13 protein-coding genes and 1 pseudogene are annotated in these 16,560 nt (G+C 40.4%); 8 read left to right on the forward strand and 6 right to left on the reverse strand.

Going from position 1 to position 16,560, the window contains the following annotated elements:
* Nucleotides 1–400: 400 nt before the first annotated feature.
* Both C427_RS12815 and C427_RS26405 read left to right on the forward strand, forming a co-directional pair.
* Nucleotides 401–1,357 carry a sensor domain-containing diguanylate cyclase gene (locus tag C427_RS12815; protein ID WP_007640012.1) on the forward strand — a complete coding sequence of 319 codons (957 nt, stop codon included), beginning with the start codon at nt 401–403 and terminating at the stop codon, nt 1,355–1,357.
* A gap of 71 nt (nt 1,358–1,428) precedes the next feature.
* Nucleotides 1,429–1,575 (forward strand): hypothetical protein, encoded by a 147-nt coding sequence (locus C427_RS26405; protein ID WP_007640010.1) that lies wholly within the window; start codon nt 1,429–1,431, stop codon nt 1,573–1,575.
* Nucleotides 1,576–2,516: 941 nt separating this feature from the next.
* Here C427_RS26405 and C427_RS12820 read toward each other — a convergent pair.
* Together C427_RS12820 and C427_RS12825 are read right to left on the reverse strand one after the other, a co-directional pair.
* On the reverse strand, nt 2,517–2,960 hold the full coding sequence (locus C427_RS12820) for a DUF4389 domain-containing protein (RefSeq protein WP_007640001.1): 444 nt from the start codon (nt 2,958–2,960) through the stop codon (nt 2,517–2,519).
* Nucleotides 2,961–3,326: 366 nt separating this feature from the next.
* Entirely contained in the window at nt 3,327–4,403 is a 1,077-nt protein-coding gene (locus C427_RS12825; RefSeq protein WP_015430919.1) for a D-cysteine desulfhydrase family protein, read from the reverse strand.
* Between the two features lie 210 nt (nt 4,404–4,613).
* Here C427_RS12825 and C427_RS12830 point away from each other — a divergent pair, with 210 nt between their 5' ends.
* Nucleotides 4,614–4,961 carry a cyclic nucleotide-binding domain-containing protein gene (locus tag C427_RS12830; RefSeq protein ID WP_007639998.1) on the forward strand — a complete coding sequence of 116 codons (348 nt, stop codon included), beginning with the start codon at nt 4,614–4,616 and terminating at the stop codon, nt 4,959–4,961.
* Between the two features lie 771 nt (nt 4,962–5,732).
* Here the strand turns inward: C427_RS12830 and C427_RS12835 are convergent.
* The 3 genes from C427_RS12835 to C427_RS27555 all read right to left on the reverse strand — a co-directional run bounded on the left by C427_RS12835 (nt 5,733) and on the right by C427_RS27555 (nt 8,740).
* The gene (locus tag C427_RS12835; protein WP_007639993.1) at nt 5,733–7,196 is read right to left on the reverse strand and encodes a serine hydrolase domain-containing protein; all 1,464 of its coding nucleotides are present in this window, start codon (nt 7,194–7,196) and stop codon (nt 5,733–5,735) included.
* 303 nt (nt 7,197–7,499) lie between these two features.
* Nucleotides 7,500–8,132: a transposase gene (locus C427_RS27550; RefSeq protein WP_015430921.1), complete on the reverse strand. Its 633-nt coding sequence runs from the start codon at nt 8,130–8,132 to the stop codon at nt 7,500–7,502.
* A gap of 167 nt (nt 8,133–8,299) precedes the next feature.
* Nucleotides 8,300–8,740 (reverse strand): hypothetical protein, encoded by a 441-nt coding sequence (locus C427_RS27555; protein WP_015430923.1) that lies wholly within the window; start codon nt 8,738–8,740, stop codon nt 8,300–8,302.
* 276 nt (nt 8,741–9,016) lie between these two features.
* Here C427_RS27555 and C427_RS12850 point away from each other — a divergent pair.
* A pseudogene (locus C427_RS12850) lies at nt 9,017–9,442 on the forward strand (Lrp/AsnC family transcriptional regulator); the annotation flags it as partial.
* 20 nt (nt 9,443–9,462) lie between these two features.
* Here C427_RS12850 and C427_RS12855 read toward each other — a convergent pair.
* Nucleotides 9,463–9,963, reverse strand: a complete 501-nt coding sequence (locus tag C427_RS12855) for an Lrp/AsnC family transcriptional regulator (RefSeq protein WP_007636993.1) — start codon at nt 9,961–9,963, stop codon at nt 9,463–9,465.
* Nucleotides 9,964–10,137: 174 nt separating this feature from the next.
* Between C427_RS12855 and C427_RS12860 the strand changes: the two genes are divergently transcribed.
* The 4 genes from C427_RS12860 to C427_RS12875 all read left to right on the forward strand — a co-directional run bounded on the left by C427_RS12860 (nt 10,138) and on the right by C427_RS12875 (nt 16,300).
* Entirely contained in the window at nt 10,138–12,264 is a 2,127-nt protein-coding gene (locus C427_RS12860) for a TonB-dependent receptor (RefSeq protein ID WP_007636994.1), read from the forward strand.
* Nucleotides 12,265–12,339: 75 nt separating this feature from the next.
* Nucleotides 12,340–13,626 carry a purine-cytosine permease family protein gene (locus C427_RS12865; RefSeq protein WP_007636996.1) on the forward strand — a complete coding sequence of 429 codons (1,287 nt, stop codon included), beginning with the start codon at nt 12,340–12,342 and terminating at the stop codon, nt 13,624–13,626.
* 11 nt (nt 13,627–13,637) lie between these two features.
* Entirely contained in the window at nt 13,638–15,218 is a 1,581-nt protein-coding gene (locus C427_RS12870; RefSeq protein WP_007636997.1) for a hydantoinase/oxoprolinase family protein, read from the forward strand.
* Nucleotides 15,215–16,300 (forward strand): DUF917 domain-containing protein, encoded by a 1,086-nt coding sequence (locus C427_RS12875; protein WP_007636998.1) that lies wholly within the window; start codon nt 15,215–15,217, stop codon nt 16,298–16,300. Before C427_RS12870 ends, C427_RS12875 begins: the two co-directional genes overlap by 4 nt.
* Nucleotides 16,301–16,560 lie beyond the last annotated feature (260 nt).

A 16,560-nucleotide genomic window follows, 5' to 3' on the forward strand; every position in this document is an offset into this window, starting at 1 on the left:
GTTTCCAAGCATTAGTAACAACTAAGTTAATGCAAAAACATGTTGCAGTACCGAACAAAATTAACAAACAACTGTTAAGATTCCTGAATTAGAACTAGGCTTTACTCCATGTAGAAAAGTTATCCCGCCTATCGGATAAAAGTATGAAATAATATACAAAGTTCAACAATCTCAACTCCCAACAATACCTATTTATCAAAATAAAGATTGAGGTAATTTACCTGTTGTTACATTTATAGCAGATATAGCAAAAATTTGAGATTTTGGTCGTTCCAAAATTAAACTAGGTGTTTTTACTAATTGTATTTGGTTCTTAATATCAATAAAGATCGACAATTCATTTAATATTTTTGATCTATAGTAATTATTAATAAATATAGCTAAGCATGTTGTAAGTTCAATGATAAAACCCAAAATTCCAGAGAATGAAACAAAACGATTACATGCATTAAGAACATTAAAAATTCTTGATTCTTCTAATGATGAACGATTTGATCGTGTGACTCGTATGGCTAAACGAATTTTTGGTGTATCTATTTCGCTCGTTAGCCTGATTGACAAAGATCGGCAATGGTTTAAGTCTAAGCAAGGTATTGAAGCGACTGAAACCCCAAGAGATATCTCCTTCTGTGCCCATGCCATCAATCAAAGTGGGTTATTTATCATTCCAAACGCTAGTGAAGATGAACGATTTTTTGATAATCCACTAGTCACTTCTGAGCCTAACATTCGCTTCTATGCAGGCTGTCCGTTGAAAATTAGGAATGGATTAAACATAGGAACGTTGTGTCTTATGGATAAAATACCACGAGTTATGGATGATGAAGACCAACAATTTCTAAAAGATCTAGGCGCTATGATCGAGCAAGAAATTGCATCGATACAGCTAGCCACACTAGACGAGCTGACCATGATTTCTAATAGGCGCGGCTTTTTAACACTTGTCGAACATAGCTTAAAAATGTGCCGACGAAAGCAATTATCGATGTCGTTTTTACTGTTTGTTCTAAATAAATTTAATAATATAAACGATGATTTTGGGCACCATGAAGGTGATTTTGTATTAACCAAATTTGCTCAAATAATGCTTGATACATTTCGGGATTGCGACGTTGTCGGTCGGCTCGGCGGAGATGAATTTGTTGCTATGCTAACCGATTTTGATAACCACAACGCTGATGAGATTTTAGCTAGATTTGCCGCCGCTGTTGCAGAAGCAAATGCAACCATGAATAAGCCTTACAAAATTGAATATAGCGTGGGTTTCGAAAATTTTCAGCATGATACTAAAAAAACATCAGAAGAAATGATTCAAAAAGCTGATGCGGCTATGTACAAACATAAAAAAAGGCAATGAGTATTGGATAATGACTGAAACAGAAATCAATACCTATAAGCATCAATTACTCAGCTTAAAGGGTAACCATTATGTTTAAAGTTCACGGTGATTGGAAAATTGAAGTATGTGGTCACGTTGTTGTGCAGTGTTTTTCTGATGGATGGAATGAAGAAGCCATTATAGCTTATATCAAAGATTTTCGAACTCAAGCCACTCCATTTATAGGTAAAGAGTAGGCTATTCTATCTATATTTGAAGACTGGGAATTAGGGGTTCCAGAAATAGCCAAACATGTAGAAGAGCATTGTGGATGGTTTCGAATTAATGGCTGTATCAAGGATTCTCATGTTTACACAACAAATGCGACCAAAGAAATGCATTTAGAAAGACTGATCCCATATATTGATGAGTTTTATGAACGGCAAGTATTTACTAAGTCTCAAATGGCCGTTAAATGGCTAGCCAGTTGTGGTTTTGTTATAAAAAGTTCAAATATTATTAGTAATATAGAGATGAAGCTTAATAAAGACTAATAGTGACACGCTATAAACACCTAATTACCAATCAAATTACAGAGTTATTGGGGCACTCATGCCCATATTCTCGAATATTAAAATTCTGCATGGTAAATCATTGTTGAATGCATGCGAGTGCTATTCTGCCATTTTCAATTCGTACAATTGCATCACAATTAGCCGCTACTTTATTGTCATGTGTTGATATTAAAAAGGTTGTATTGTCGGTTTGATTAATTTCACGAAGCCAAGTCATACTTTGATCGAGATTACCCTTTGTCTGAATAATGCCTATCCTCGTTCGGCGGCGATAGGCTGGTAATATCCGTTATCTAGAAATAGAAATAATATTGACGAGTAATGCAAACGCCTGAATGAATTTTCCGTTTCTGCCTTGGACATCGATCGCATCCAGCTGACTCTTATTGTTCTTGCCTAGCGGTATGCCTTTAGCCGTATCGTTGCTAAAGGCATACTAGGATTATTGAACTTTAAGCACAACAAAGTTATCCCGTCTGGTAAGTCAAATAACGGCTTCACCAGCAAGATTATCCCCAATACATCCAGGCATATTATTTAAGCTAAAATTTCTGTCCATATGCAGGATAAATGCTGAATAAACCTTAACTGTAATTAGGGGAACCCAGGTCGTTTAGTATCGCCTAACTGTTAGATGGATCATTCTTTGTACCTTTTTCCGTTTCAATCTCATTCTTAAACTCCGCATCAGCCACATCAACAATTCCTTCATCATCTTTTGTGGTGGCCTCAGTAGTGGCGACATTTTCTTTATTATCCTCATTGTCACCCTCATCTAAATCAGAACTCGGTGTTCCATCTGGAAAAGGCACAAAAGGAAATGGCATTGCGTCGGTTTTAAAGGTTAGAAACAAGGTAATTTGATACAGGTAAGTACTCAGATTCTGACCGAGAGGAATCACGACTTGATTCGTCTGGCCTTTAAACAGAAGTGTGACAAATTGAAAAACAGCCACCAAGGTTACGATTAATTTTGCTGCTCCCGAAATTATGGAAAAAACAACCATAAATAAACCTCGCTTCCAAGTATCCAGATTAGTCAGTGTTGCTTTCGTTTTTTCGTTCATTTGATTCTCCTAATGACATTGTTATGAGTTTTACACTTTACGTAGGTACAGCAAATATGAAGCCAACAATATCTACAATAAAATCAATAAGTTAAAGAAACCGTTGTTCTGTGAAATATATATAACACGAGTTATTACGTTTTATCGCCAGATTGTGATGAAAATCACCAAACTCACCTTGAGTACTTCAAACTTCAATTTATGTAGAATACTGATTGACGGTAATTTCCATTTAGCGGTTCTTAACGCCAGAGTTGGCGGACATTCAAGGCTATTTTCACGCAATGAAATGAGAGTCTGGATCAATCATTTAAAGTTAATGTCTCATCCATTGTGATCTCAATATCAAATAGCGAACATGAACCACTAATTGGCTAAACAAATAATTATCAATAAGTTAAAAACGTTTACGCGGTATGCAAAGAGTCCTTGACTGCCTCCAGTGTGTAAAAATAGCTGATGGCTATTCTGTTCAATCACACCTTTGGCACATAAATCCATAAAACCTGCCATCGCTTTTCCCGTATAAACAGGGTCTAACAAGAGTCCTTCAAGTTGTGCGCAGCGCTTAACCGCGGCGATCATTGATGGTGTTGTTATACCGTATCCTTGGCCGTAGTAACTTCCATTGGTGACGACTCTCCCTTCAGCTTCGTTGGAATTGATACCAAGTTGCGTTAATATTTCTCTAAGTAATGCATAGACTAACTGCTGCTGATCTTCAGTTGCACGACTCACCGTAATGCCAAGTACCGGTATATCTACTTTTGCAGCAATAAGCCCAGCTAATAAACCAGCTTGTGTACCCGCACTGCCAGTCGCTAACACAATTTGATCTATCTGAATATTTTCAGAGACTATCTGCTGCAAAATTTCATTCGCACAGCGTACGTAACCTAAACTGCCAATCACATTCGAGCCACCCATTGGAATAAAATAAGGTTTTCGCCCCTCACTTTTTAATGTATTGATTAAAGCTTCAGCGTAGTCATTACAGTCTTCACCTAGGCTTAATCTATGGATTTTAGCGCCAAATAAACTATCGAGTAACATATTGCCATTGTTGTAATAATCCGTTTTTGGCGTGCCAGTGACATCTTCTAAGACCAATTCACAATCAAACCCAAATTTAGCGGCCGCTGCTGCAGTCTGTCTTGCATGATTTGACTGAAAGCCACCAACAGTGAGTAATATATCGGCTCCTTGCTGTTGGGCATCTGCTATCAAATATTCAAGTTTACGCGCTTTATTCCCACCTCCAGCTAGACCCGTGCAATCATCCCGTTTTACAAACAGATTGCATCCTAATTCATTAGATAATCTTGGTAACCGTTCTAGCAATGTAGGTGTATGTGTAATGCTTACTCGGGGGATAAGGTTAAAATCTTGCATCTTGACCACTTCTTTTAATGTTGATGATTTAACTTCTAACACCCCACTCACAATCTTGCTAGTGAAGCGTTAGTTTGCGGCTCTATCATCCGAGCAATTTGGGACCAACACCCAATAATAACTCGTCAATTGTAGCTAGGTGTTTAAACGTTGATTACTTAACGATGAATTAACAGCCAGGTTCGTTTTATGATTACGATCAATGTTTGAAATTGAATTAGTCACTAGTATAAATTCAATAACAACAAGGGTTACGCCATTATGGTTAATACAGAACTCACAGAATTACTTGATTATCTGAAGATATATCAGCCCTTAAGCGCTTTATCACACAATACACATAGTCAGTGTGCAGCTATATTATCATTAAGCTATCGTAAAAAAGGAGCAAAAATTCTCACCATAGGCTCTTCTAATAACAAACTTTATATGACCAGGTCGGGAGCGATCGCTTTATATAACACCGAAAATAATCTTATTAGAACCTTGGCAGAAGGCGCGTTCTTTGGATATGTATCTATGTTGAAAGATAAGCCAGTACATTATCAAGCGGTCTGTGAAGATGATTGTTTATTATTAGAGTGCAGTAAACAGAATTTTATTTACTAGGTCAATTTACATGGATGTAAATTGAGTCGTAGAGTGGCAGGAGCACATTGTGACGACCTGCTAAATTTCGTAAATAATTGGATGAAGAACATAGCTCTGCGATTTGCGAGCAGTACTTTTTTGATTACTTTTTTTTGGCTGTAGCAAAAAAGTAGGTCGCACAGAAGGGATTCTGAGAGAAACCTGCCACGCGGACGTCGCGCGGGAAGGCAGTAAGCGAAGCGTATGCTTTAACTCTATATATAAGACTAAAAGCACGCTCCGCGCCATCATCCTGATGGTTTTGTCTTGAATCCCTTCAAACCAGTTACTTCTTTTCAACAGCCAAAAGAAGTAACCAAGAAAGCCCGCTCGCTACAAAAGTTCTTAACCGCAAAAATGGCTTATTCTTGGGGTGAAACTGGGATTTTAGAAGCACACCTTTGCCCAGTTGATGATCTAGTTTAAGAAAACTCTATAGGAAAGTTAAGATAAATGATGGGATTGAGTGGGATTATGTGAACCAAGATATGAAACCCCATTGCATAATACGTAACGTGGTCCAAGTTGCGAAAATTAATGGTGTTTCTTGCTTTCTATTTGAGTTCAACAGCATTTATTGCACACTACCGCCCATGATCGATAAAGAGACGGTCTCTAATGTATAGTGAAAGGACTGGTGAACGCCCAAAGCGGACTAAACGACTTATCTGGTTGAACGGCAAAAATGAGCGTGGAACAGTCTTACAATTAAGAGCTGCCGACCGTCTCAAAAAATGAGTTGCCGAATATTTACTCGTCAACCTTAGTAGCAACAATCCCACCCCAGAAAGAAATTTGATTAACTTCCCCTAACTTATTTTGGTGCAGTTCTAAAGTCATGTCTGTCATTGAAAATAGCTTTTGGCTACTTTCTGGAAAGAATAATTCGTCCACAATAAACTCTTCATTGTTAACAATAAAGTTCCCTCCCTTTTCCGCAATAACAAAGGTGCTTTCAAATGGCTCGGTGATTTTGTATCTACCTAAAATCGAATTGAAAAGCTTAGGGTCTAACCTAGTTATTGTTTTTTCGGTCGGCTTAAATTCATCCCAGTGATAAATTTCACTGATTCTATTCAAAATCTCACTAATCAAAGCAGATCCATTGTCGCTATTAGTCATAATCGCAATACCGTCACCCGTCTGAGTGTGTGCAAATAATTGCGCTTTATAGCCTTCGTTAGAGCCACCGTGACTAAAGGAGGTTACTTTTTCCTTGCCACCTAAAAAGAAACCTATCCCCATTGGCTCTATTTGTGGTGAGAGTATTTCTTCAACAGTTTTTTTAGTGAAAAAAGACTCGTCTTTACCCAAACCTGCTAACTGTATTTTTGACACTAAACGCAATAAATCAGATGGCGTCGTCCATAAACCCGCAGCAGCTAAGGCGGCATAAGTATGTGCGCCACCTGCAATAGGAACACCATTGGTATTGTGTGCTACTGCCGCATTATTTTTCAAACTGCCTTCTAATGGTTGGCTATAAACACTATGCCCCATCAACAAAGGGTCAAAAAGTGTCGCTTTTGCTAATTCTGGTAGAAGTGTTTTAGATTGATCTTGCAAAACCAATTGCGCCAAAATAGTCCCACCACCTGAATATCTGAACTGGGTTCCAGGCTCTATATCGACAATAACGGGGGCAGAATTAGCAGGGGTGACACCTTTGAGTAATGAAATAATGGACGGAACGTCAGTACCTTCTGCATAGCCAGCAAAACCATGTATTGTGGTGCCAGCAGAATGGCTGAGTAATCGACGTAATGTGACATCGCTTTTATGTGACCATTGATGAGCAGGTACCTGCCAACTTTTAAGTAAACGGTTTACATCAACCTCTAAATTCAAATTATTATCTTGGCGATACTTCATTAATACGCTGGCAAATACAGGTTTGGATATACTTGCCGCTTGAAAGACAGTATTGGCATCAATGGGACGATTATTAATTTGATCAATTACGCCTACAGTATGTGTCCAACTAATCTTATTATCTTTTAAAAATGCGATAGAAACAGCAGGTACTTTATAATATTCCATCCTTTCTTTTAGGCTACTAACCTTAGAAGGCTTGCCAATTATTCGAACTGTGGGCTGTAAACCTTCGCTAATCAATTGGTTTTCAGTGATTATCTGGTCACTATTACCCAAAGCGCTTAGGCTATATATAGAGGCGCTTGCTAAAACGATTAAAGTGTTGGCATTGAAGTTCAAAATATATCCTTATACATAGGAGCTTAATTTGTTGTATGGCATATATGTAACATACATAAAATACGAAATAATAGGTATAAAATTCAAGTTTCTAAATTTTATCGATAGTACAGTTCCATCCCTGCCCGAAGCGTTAGTTCAGTGTGTGAACCACGACTGACGGCAATTGGCACAAACTTGACCATCAACTTACGCCTAGCTTCGGCCATAAGCGGACATTAAGAATTAAACGTGACAGCCCTTACAGATCGTCAGGGTATATATTTTAAGTTTACACTGACCCTGAGGGATCCCCACGAATATTCAACCATTAAAGTTGTCTGCAATAATAGTTCTGAGATTTAATACTGCTGCTTCATATTGCTCACAGAGCAGCGTGAAACGCTTATCTACGAAGCCTCGTAAGCCCAAATAATGAAACGATAATACTCGCCTTGTTTTAACTGTATTCGCTTGATAACGACGGTGTAAACCAGCCATTAATATAGCTAAACCTATAATGTTAGCCAGAATGCTGGCGAGTGTGGCGATGAGAATAAGTATTGCAATACGTTGTACGCTTCGGCTTTTATGATGTTCAAAACCCAGTCCGAATAAGCTACTTTTGATATCCCTAAACTCTTCTTCAATTTGCATACGCAGTCGATAAATAGCCACTATCTTTTTACCTAAAGACTTGCTCCGAGGAAGTGACGTTGCAATTAACCAGGGGTTTGTAGCGCCTCTTGCATGGACCTTTGAACACTTAGATTGCCTAGGAATGTTATGTCGCGTTAAGCTATGCCGTCCTTTGTTTTTGCCTTTAAATAGCACCAAGGTACATGCTAAAGGTTGGTTGCGACAAATATGGCTAGCGAACCCTATGGGTTGACTGGTAGCTCGCTTATACAACTCAGAAGTATGCTCCCAATCATCTTTCTGATTAACATACATCATAGGTTTGCGGACTCTTCCTGCAAAATCCCACCCCAATGCGATAATATATTTAAATCAGGTTGTTTTATAGCCAGCATCGGTGACAATAATGGGTTGAGCATTCTCATCTATAATACTGTTCAATTTAGCCAGAAATGCCTTATGTGTGCAGCGTTTTTCTTTCGTACTCATATCATGGACTTCTTGATATATAGCGACCCTCGGCCCTTAAAAGCGACGGATGCTCGTAGCAAAAAGCAGCCTTTGTGCGTATCCAAATCAGACCAATCAATCAGAATAATGGGGCGTAACGAAGCGCTTGCAAACTGCTTATATATGGTGCGATAAATAGAGAGTGTTTCATTGAGAATATGTTTGTTAGACAATAAGCGGTCAGCTTGTTTGATGCGATGCTTTTCATATGCTGAAGATGAAATTCCACGTACCATGCCGGTTACACTGGCTTTAGCCCCGTTTAGCAAACTGCTAACGCTGCTCGCTAATGCTGCTCGTCTAACTTTATGCATTTTAGGCGTGACAGCTGAAAGGAACTTCTTCAAAATAACAACTTCATTCATGGTATTGGTCTTTAGTGATGTTTGGCGATTGAACTGATCACCAAGTACCATGAATGTTCCAAATTATTTTAAAATTACTTACCTGTTTATTTCGTGGGGATACCTCAGACCCTGACCCCAGATTTAAGGGGATTTCAAATTATTACAACTATTTATTAGTAAGAACTCGCAAGGCTAGACTTAAGTTTGACGATGGAAAAAGTTTACAACCTTAGCCTGCTAGTTAAAATGTCAGTATATTGTAATATTTGTACTATTATTTATCATATTGACATAGCGAGATAGCAAAATGACAGAATTGACTTCTAGGACCAAACAAACAAAAGCCCCTATCTATACGACGAATTAGACAGGGAGTTGGTTAGCATATTGCGCAAAGACGGCAGGGCATCAATTTCAAAACTGTCTGAGATTTTACATGTCTCCCGAGACACCATTCAAAATAGACTAGATCGGCTGCTTTCAAGCGGAGCAATTTTGGGCTTTACCATTCGCGCCCATGAAAATGTGGAGGAAGGCGCAATAAGGGCAATCATGATGATTGAGGTAGTGGGTAAATCCACTTCGCAAATTATTGAAAAATTACGAGGTATTCCTGAGTTGTTTAAACTGCACACTACTAATGGTGCGTGGGATCTCATTGCAGAGATACAAACATTAAGCCTGAGTGAGTTTGATCAAGTTTTGAGGGTAGTAAGAATGATCTCTGGGGTACTTAACAGCGAAACCAGCATTTTACTTAGCTCGACTTAATCAAAATCTTCCATTTGCCCTCACTCCAGCCATTCCAGTTTCTGTAGCGGATAACCCAGATACCACTTAGAACGTTCTAATATGATGCGCGTTTTAAGTTTTTGTATGCCCAATTTAGGATTTCCATTTACAGTGTCACAAAGTTCATTCAGGGCTTGTGTGTCAGAGCAACAAGTAAAACAAATATAATCAATATCACCGGTAATACGTAAGCAATCCATAAACTCTGGGATGGCTTTTATGGCATCCTCAAAGGTTTTTCTTGCCACTGGATTATTGGCTTCAAGAGTAAATTCAACATAAGCCAAGACATTTTTTACAATTCTATTTAAATCAAGATCGGTATTAAAACCAACAAAATAGCCTGCCTCTTTGAGCGCTTTAGTACGCTGAAAACAGGCACTGTTTGATAAACCCACTCGCTCGCTTAGTTCTTGATTGGAGATATCTGCCTGCGTATGCACTATCGAAATTATTTTCTTATTGATCTGATCAAGTTTGATATTTTTTTTAATGCTCATTTAATGGCCATTTAAGTTAAAAAACGATTCTTTTGTGAGGGCAGTTCGGAAGTAAAGAATATCCGTTTTCAAGATGTATCTTCAACAGAATGTTTTTATTCGTTAGTAATATACTACAGCAACGAACTAAAACTAAAATTGCAAATTCAACATATAAATATGGGAATCAACACAATGTCTATGCTTCTAAATAACATCACGACAGCCTTGATTGTGCCAAGCACTTTACTGTTTGTTGCTAATTCACAGCTTGTTGCCGCACAAGAATCACTCGATAAATCCTTTGAAAAAATAGTCGTCACCGCTCGTGGACGTTCTGAGAGTATTCAAGAGATACCAGAGTCTATCACCTCGTTTAATGCCGAGCAAATTGAGCGTGCAGGCATTAAGAGTTTTCGTGATGTGGCTGATCTGACTCCCAATTTAAGCCAATTAGACAATTTTCGCCCGGGATTATCTCGCATTCAAATTCGTGGTTTGATTACGCCTCAGGTAGGTGATGCGCCATTAGCCTTTGTAGTTGATGGTATTACCGCCTCTGATTTGGAGTTTATGAATCAACAGTTATTCGATATTGAAAGGATCGAAATACTGCGCGGTGCTCAGGGTGCGCTTTATGGACGTGGTGCGATTGGTGGAGCGGTTAATATTACCACTCGCAGACCTACTAACGACTTTGAAGCTCGCGTCAGCACGTCTTTTGCCAGTGGTAGCGATTTGCGTTTATCTGGTGTCGCGTCTGGCGCTTTGGTTGAAGACCAAGCCTACTTTAGAGTTGGGGCCTACAAACGTGATTATGATGGACAACTTGATAATACATTTTTAAATCAAACTGTTGATTTTCATGAAGAAAATTCGGTTTTTGGCAAACTGAGCATTGATATTTCAGATGAATCCATCTTGGATTTAAATGCACGTTTGACCAATACAGAATCAGGTATTGGATATTACCAAGCTGTCGATTTTGATACCGTTGAAGATTTTTCACTACAAGTTGAACATAACGTGCCTGGTCTCGACACTCGCGATCTTAGTGAATTTAGCGCACGATTCTCACACGATTTTGAAACCTCTACCCTTGAGTTAGTTGCAGGATATAGCGAATCAGATCAAAGCGGTTTTTCTGATGCCGATTATTCCAACAAAGAAAGTGACTTTGACGGTTTCTATTTCGCTGGCGCGCAGGAAAACATTTTAAAGGTGGAATCAAGTACCTTCGAAGTCCGCTTAAAGTCTGACGACGATACACGACTGCGCTGGGCAGTAGCAGCCTTTGCACAAGAACGCTCGCGCGACAGCGAATACCACAACTATGACGACTTGGTTGGCAATCAGCCGATGAATCGATCTGACTTTGATGAGAGCTTAATTGTCTTTAGTATATTGGATGAAAACAGCAGCAGTGCATGGGCTTTATCAACACAACTAAACTATGATTTTACCGAGCAAATCGAAGTAACTGCGGCACTTCGTTATGATACCGACGATAGAGAATCTTTTGACTCACGCTTTGTTGAAGATACTTTTGAGCAAAAAACATTTTCTGAACTACAGCCCAAATTTTCAGTCGCCTATCAAATGAATCCAAACACACTTGTCTATGGTGGTTATTCACGTGGTTTCCGTAGTGGAGGTTTTAACGAACCTCACCCTAATATTAGCCGCACCTTTGATAAAGAAATATCTGATAGCTTTGAATTAGGCTTCAAAACTAGCTTGTTAGATGACAGCGGGACATTTAATTTTGCCTTGTTTAGAATTGATCAGGAAAATGCCCAGGTTACCCGCTTTAATGGCGATACCTTTACCTTAGAAAACATATCTGTCGATGATGTCAGCACTCAAGGTATTGAGTTTGAGCTTTCTGTTCAGGCAAGTGACAATTTAACTCTGATGGCGAATGGCGGGATAATTGACTCAGACATTCAAGCATTTTCTGAACGCCCTGATTTAATTGGCTATTCGTTACCTCACGTTGCTGATTACAACCTCAATTTGGTTGCAGAATATGAATATGCCATGTCATCAGAATTAAATTTAATCCTTCGCGCCGATTTGAACCACACAGGCCCTAGAATATTCAGCTTTGATATTGCCGATATTCAATCTTCCAAACAAAGCATTATTAATCTAAGAGCAACCATCGAGGCCGAAGCATGGTCGGTAACTGCCTTTGCAGACAACCTAACAGATGAACGTCAAATTGAAGATTTAATACTGCTAGGTAATAGCGTGGTTTCTCTTGGGCGTTTCCCGAATATCGGCTCTAGCTTTGGTGTTCAATTTAATTATGACTTTTAATTGGTTGGGCCGGTATCGGTCCTCATTGCTCAATAGCCTGTTAATTAGCAGGCTGCTGTTTGTTGAGTTAGGTCTATGAAACAGGAACTAAATGAGTTTTCTGCAGTAAAGATCACCGACGCCCAATTAGTACCTTGGCCAAGAGTAGCAGCCGTTGGGGCTATGGTGGCTTTTTCATTACCCACATTTATTACGGGTCTTGAAGTGCATCAGGCCCTCGAACCCATACAGGCTCTTTTGGCCTTGATCATTGGTTCACTTATTATTTTTGCTATCGGTGGCGTGATGGGGGTGATAGGTGCAAAAACTCGCATGAGTTCCTATTTGCTAGTGCGAATAGCTTTTGGCGACAAAGGCGCGAGCATAGTTAATATCGCCTTTGCTATTTCATTACTTGGCTGGTTTGGGGTCAATATAAACTTGTTTGGTGATGCGGTTTCGCGCCTAGCCCTAGATGTTTTTGACGTCAGTATAGCCCCCTTAACCTTGGCCATTATTGCCAGTTTTTGTATGACACTCACTACGGTTATCGGTTTTAAAGCGATTAATTGGCTGGCAACAATAATGGTACCCATACTCGCGGGGGTAACGTTTATATTGGCTTATTCTGCCCTCAGCGAAAATTCATTTTCACAAATAATGGCGACTGAAAAAGTCGCAACTCTGTCCCTTGGTCAGGGCATTTCAGCGGTAGTAGGCGCGATCATTATTGGCGCGATCATTTTGCCAGACATCACACGTTTTGTTAAACACTGGTCCAGTGCTATCTACATCGCGTTTATCGCTTATGTTGTTGTACAACTTTTAGTCATGGGCGCTGCGGGCCTTGCAGGGGCAGCATCAGGTAAAACCGACATTTTAGATATCATGATTGATCTTGGCCTAGGTATTAGTGCGTCTATCATTGTTATTGCTGGTAGTTGGGTACTCAATTCCTTAAATCTATACAGCGCTGTGCTGAGCACAACCGCTACCTTCCCAAAATTAAACGCGACTTTAGTGACCATTTCTTTAGGTTTAGTGGGTGTTTTTGTGGCCTTATTAAATCTGCTCGACAACTTCATAACCTTTATTTTTTATCTGTCGATTATTTTTGTTCCGGTTGCCGGGATCATCATCAGCGATTATCTGTTTATCCGTCCTCACGCCTATAACATCGAATCACTTAGCGATAATCGCACTTTTGCACCTAAAGGATTTATTGCTTGGCTGTTGAGTGCGATTTTCGCCGTTTTAAGCACTGAAAGTGTGATTTCCTCGCCATCGGGAATTGCAGCTATCGATGCTATTTTTCTTGCTGGCATTATCTACACAATCCTATCTTGGAATGAACGTCGTTCCAGTCACAGCGCAAAGAGCTAAAGGTAAAACACATGAGAATTGGAATAGATGTAGGCGGCACGCATACAGATGCAGTGATTATGCAAGGTGATAAAGTATTGGCATCAACCAAAGCCCTTACCACTGCTGATGTTATTTCGGGGATCACCAATGCGCTGGACGTTATTTTAGGCGATAGCGGCATTTCACAAGATAAAATCGAAACTGTGATGATAGGCACCACTCAGTTTACCAATGCCATTATTGAGCGACGTGAACTGGCCCAAGTGGCAGCGGTGCGCATTGGTTTACCCTCAGGTAATGGCATGCCCCCCATGTTGGATTGGCCACAAGATCTCAAAGATGCTCTTGATAGTGAATACTTTATGTTACATGGCGGCTATTTATATGACGGTTGGTCGTTAGCTGATATAGACGAAGTTGAAATCACTAATATGATTAATAGCATGCTTAAAAGCGGCGTTAAAAATATTGCCATTGCGTCAGCATTTTCACCGATAAATTCAACACCAGAAGAACAAGTCGCGGCCAAAATACGTCAAGCCATTCCAGATGCCAAAATTACCCTATCCCATAGTTTTGGTCGTTTAGGTCTAATGGAACGTGAAAATGCGGCCATTCTTAATACCACTTTGCTACCTTTTGCCGACAAAGTAGTCAGCTCGTTTTTAGGTGCATTAAAAAAACGCAACTTAAACTGCCCTGTATATATCAGCCAAAATGATGGCACCTTGATGAGTGCTGATTTTGTTCGCTCCTATCCGGCCCTGACCTTTGCCTCTGGCCCCACCAACTCCTTACGTGGCGCCTATAAATTAACTGGCTTGAAGGATGCCATAGTCGTTGATATTGGTGGCACTACATCAGACATCGGTGTATTGCAAAATGGCTTCCCGCGAGAATCAAATGTGATTATTAAAGTAGGCGGCGTGCGCACTAACTTTAGAATGCCCGACATCTTAGCGATTGGCTTGGGCGGTGGCAGTATCGTTTCAGCCGATGGCAGTTCAATTGGGCCGCGTTCGGTAGGTCATAGGCTAGTAACAGAAGGTTTGGTTTTTGGTGGCGACACCCTCACCACTACCGACATTTTAGTGGCCAGTGGTGCTGAAAACATTGGTGATAAATCAAAAGTCGCACATATCTCGGCTGAAACCATTCGCAAGGCAAAACAAACTCTACATGCTATGCTTAATAACAATATCGATATGATGAAGCCAGGTGGAAAATCCATGCCGGTAATACTGGTTGGTGGCGGTGCAATTCTGATAACTGATGGATTAGACGCAGCTTCAGATATCCATCGACCAGAACATGCTGATGTTGCCAACGCCATAGGCGCTGCCATTGCACAAATCGGCGGTGAAGCTGAGCAGATGGTGTCTTATCGCACCTTACCCCGCGAAGAGGCCATAAAGCAGGTGACTAAAGACGCAATGCAACGTGCCATTGATGCAGGTGCAGCAGCAGAAACTTTGCGCACCGTTGATATCGAAGAAACCCCGGTACCTTATATGGATGAATCTAGCACATGTATACGCGTCAAAGTGATTGGTGAATTAGCCAGCTCGCCGGCTAATTCATCTGACAATACACAGGAGTCGACATTATGAAAATTGAACTTAAACATTTAGAAGATTTAGCATTGGGTTCGGTTTTTTTGGCAACTGGTGGTGGCGGTGACCCATATGTTCCGCGCCTTATAGCAGAACAAGCGATAAAACAATTTGGGCCAGTCGAGGTAATCGACCCTTCTGAATTAAGTGATGATGCATACGTGGTTGCCATTGGTTCGGTAGGCGCGCCAACGGTGAGCCTAGAATTGTTGCCTTCGGTAGAAGACGCCGCGAATACCTTAGCGGCATTTGAAAAACACGTTGGAAAAACAGTCGATGCTGTGGCGTCTTTTGAAATTGGTGGCGGAAATTCGTTAATTCCTATTGTGGCCGCAGCCGGAAAAGGCCTTGCAGTTATTGATGGTGATGGCATGGGCCGAGCTTTACCCGAAGCTCAAATGATGAGCTATGCCATTGCTGGAGTTAAACCTACGCCAGCGCTTGCATATGATTATGCCGGTAATGTTTCTACTTTCTCGACTAACAGCACCGAAGTTTATGAGCGACACATACGCAGCCTTGCGATGGCGGCAGGTGGCATGATCACCACAGCCGAGCATCCTATGACCGGGCGTGAACTGAAAGACTCTATTATTCCAGGCACGTTGTCGTTCTCTATTAAACTGGGGCAAACCCTGCGTGAAAATCGTGGCTTAGCAACAGATATGCTGGCGCCATTACAGGCACTATTTAAAGACTCAATTTATGGTGAATGTCGCTTGGTTTATACCGGCAAGGTGATTGACAAGGCCACCCGAATTGTTGGCGGTTATGACATTGGTGAAGCCACAATTGAATCTTTTGACAGCAGTGATTCGCCATTAACAGTGAGCATAAAAAATGAATATCTGCTTGCTCGCAAAGGAGACAAGGTAGTCACCAGTGTGCCTGATTTAATTGTTATCGTTGACTACGAAACATCAACACCAATCAACGCTGAACGACTTCGCTATGGCCAGCGAGTTGCAGTATTTGCAGTTGGCTGCCCACAGTTTTATCGAAGTGACCGAGCCCTAAAAGTTGTCTCTCCACGCTGTTTTGGATTTGATCTAGACTATGTAGCGCTTGAGGATCTTTAATGTCAACATTACCAAATGTGAAAAATAGGATGAAGTCTGCGGAGGTAGAGCCGTTGATTTTACTTTCCACGATAAAAGTTAGGTTTTCTACTTCCGTCTTTGGACATGGGGCTAACTCTAAGTTCAAACTTCTAATACAAATTTGAATGACCTACGGCCGCTTTTGAGTAAACCAGCAATTGCCGTGACAGTTTTAAACAGTCTGCAATTCGCTCATTGCCGTCAGTCAAGTTTAGTTAATCGTATGATGATTTTTCGCT

It is taken from the genome of Paraglaciecola psychrophila 170, assembly GCF_000347635.1.
GTDB lineage: Bacteria > Pseudomonadota > Gammaproteobacteria > Enterobacterales > Alteromonadaceae > Paraglaciecola > Paraglaciecola psychrophila.

What these genes read in the sequence shown, in the direction of transcription:
- C427_RS12875 (WP_007636998.1), top strand. Translation starts at nt 15,215, where the DNA reads ATGAAAATTGAACTTAAACATTTAGAAGATTTAGCATTGGGTTCGGTT.
- C427_RS27550 (WP_015430921.1), bottom strand. Translation starts at nt 8,132, where the DNA reads ATGATGTATGTTAATCAGAAAGATGATTGGGAGCATACTTCTGAGTTG.
- C427_RS12855 (WP_007636993.1), bottom strand. Translation starts at nt 9,963, where the DNA reads ATGAGCATTAAAAAAAATATCAAACTTGATCAGATCAATAAGAAAATA.
- C427_RS26405 (WP_007640010.1), top strand. Translation starts at nt 1,429, where the DNA reads ATGTTTAAAGTTCACGGTGATTGGAAAATTGAAGTATGTGGTCACGTT.
- C427_RS12860 (WP_007636994.1), top strand. Translation starts at nt 10,138, where the DNA reads ATGTCTATGCTTCTAAATAACATCACGACAGCCTTGATTGTGCCAAGC.
- C427_RS12820 (WP_007640001.1), bottom strand. Translation starts at nt 2,960, where the DNA reads ATGAACGAAAAAACGAAAGCAACACTGACTAATCTGGATACTTGGAAG.
- C427_RS12815 (WP_007640012.1), top strand. Translation starts at nt 401, where the DNA reads ATGATAAAACCCAAAATTCCAGAGAATGAAACAAAACGATTACATGCA.
- C427_RS12865 (WP_007636996.1), top strand. Translation starts at nt 12,340, where the DNA reads ATGAAACAGGAACTAAATGAGTTTTCTGCAGTAAAGATCACCGACGCC.
- C427_RS27555 (WP_015430923.1), bottom strand. Translation starts at nt 8,740, where the DNA reads ATGGTACTTGGTGATCAGTTCAATCGCCAAACATCACTAAAGACCAAT.
- C427_RS12870 (WP_007636997.1), top strand. Translation starts at nt 13,638, where the DNA reads ATGAGAATTGGAATAGATGTAGGCGGCACGCATACAGATGCAGTGATT.
- C427_RS12830 (WP_007639998.1), top strand. Translation starts at nt 4,614, where the DNA reads ATGGTTAATACAGAACTCACAGAATTACTTGATTATCTGAAGATATAT.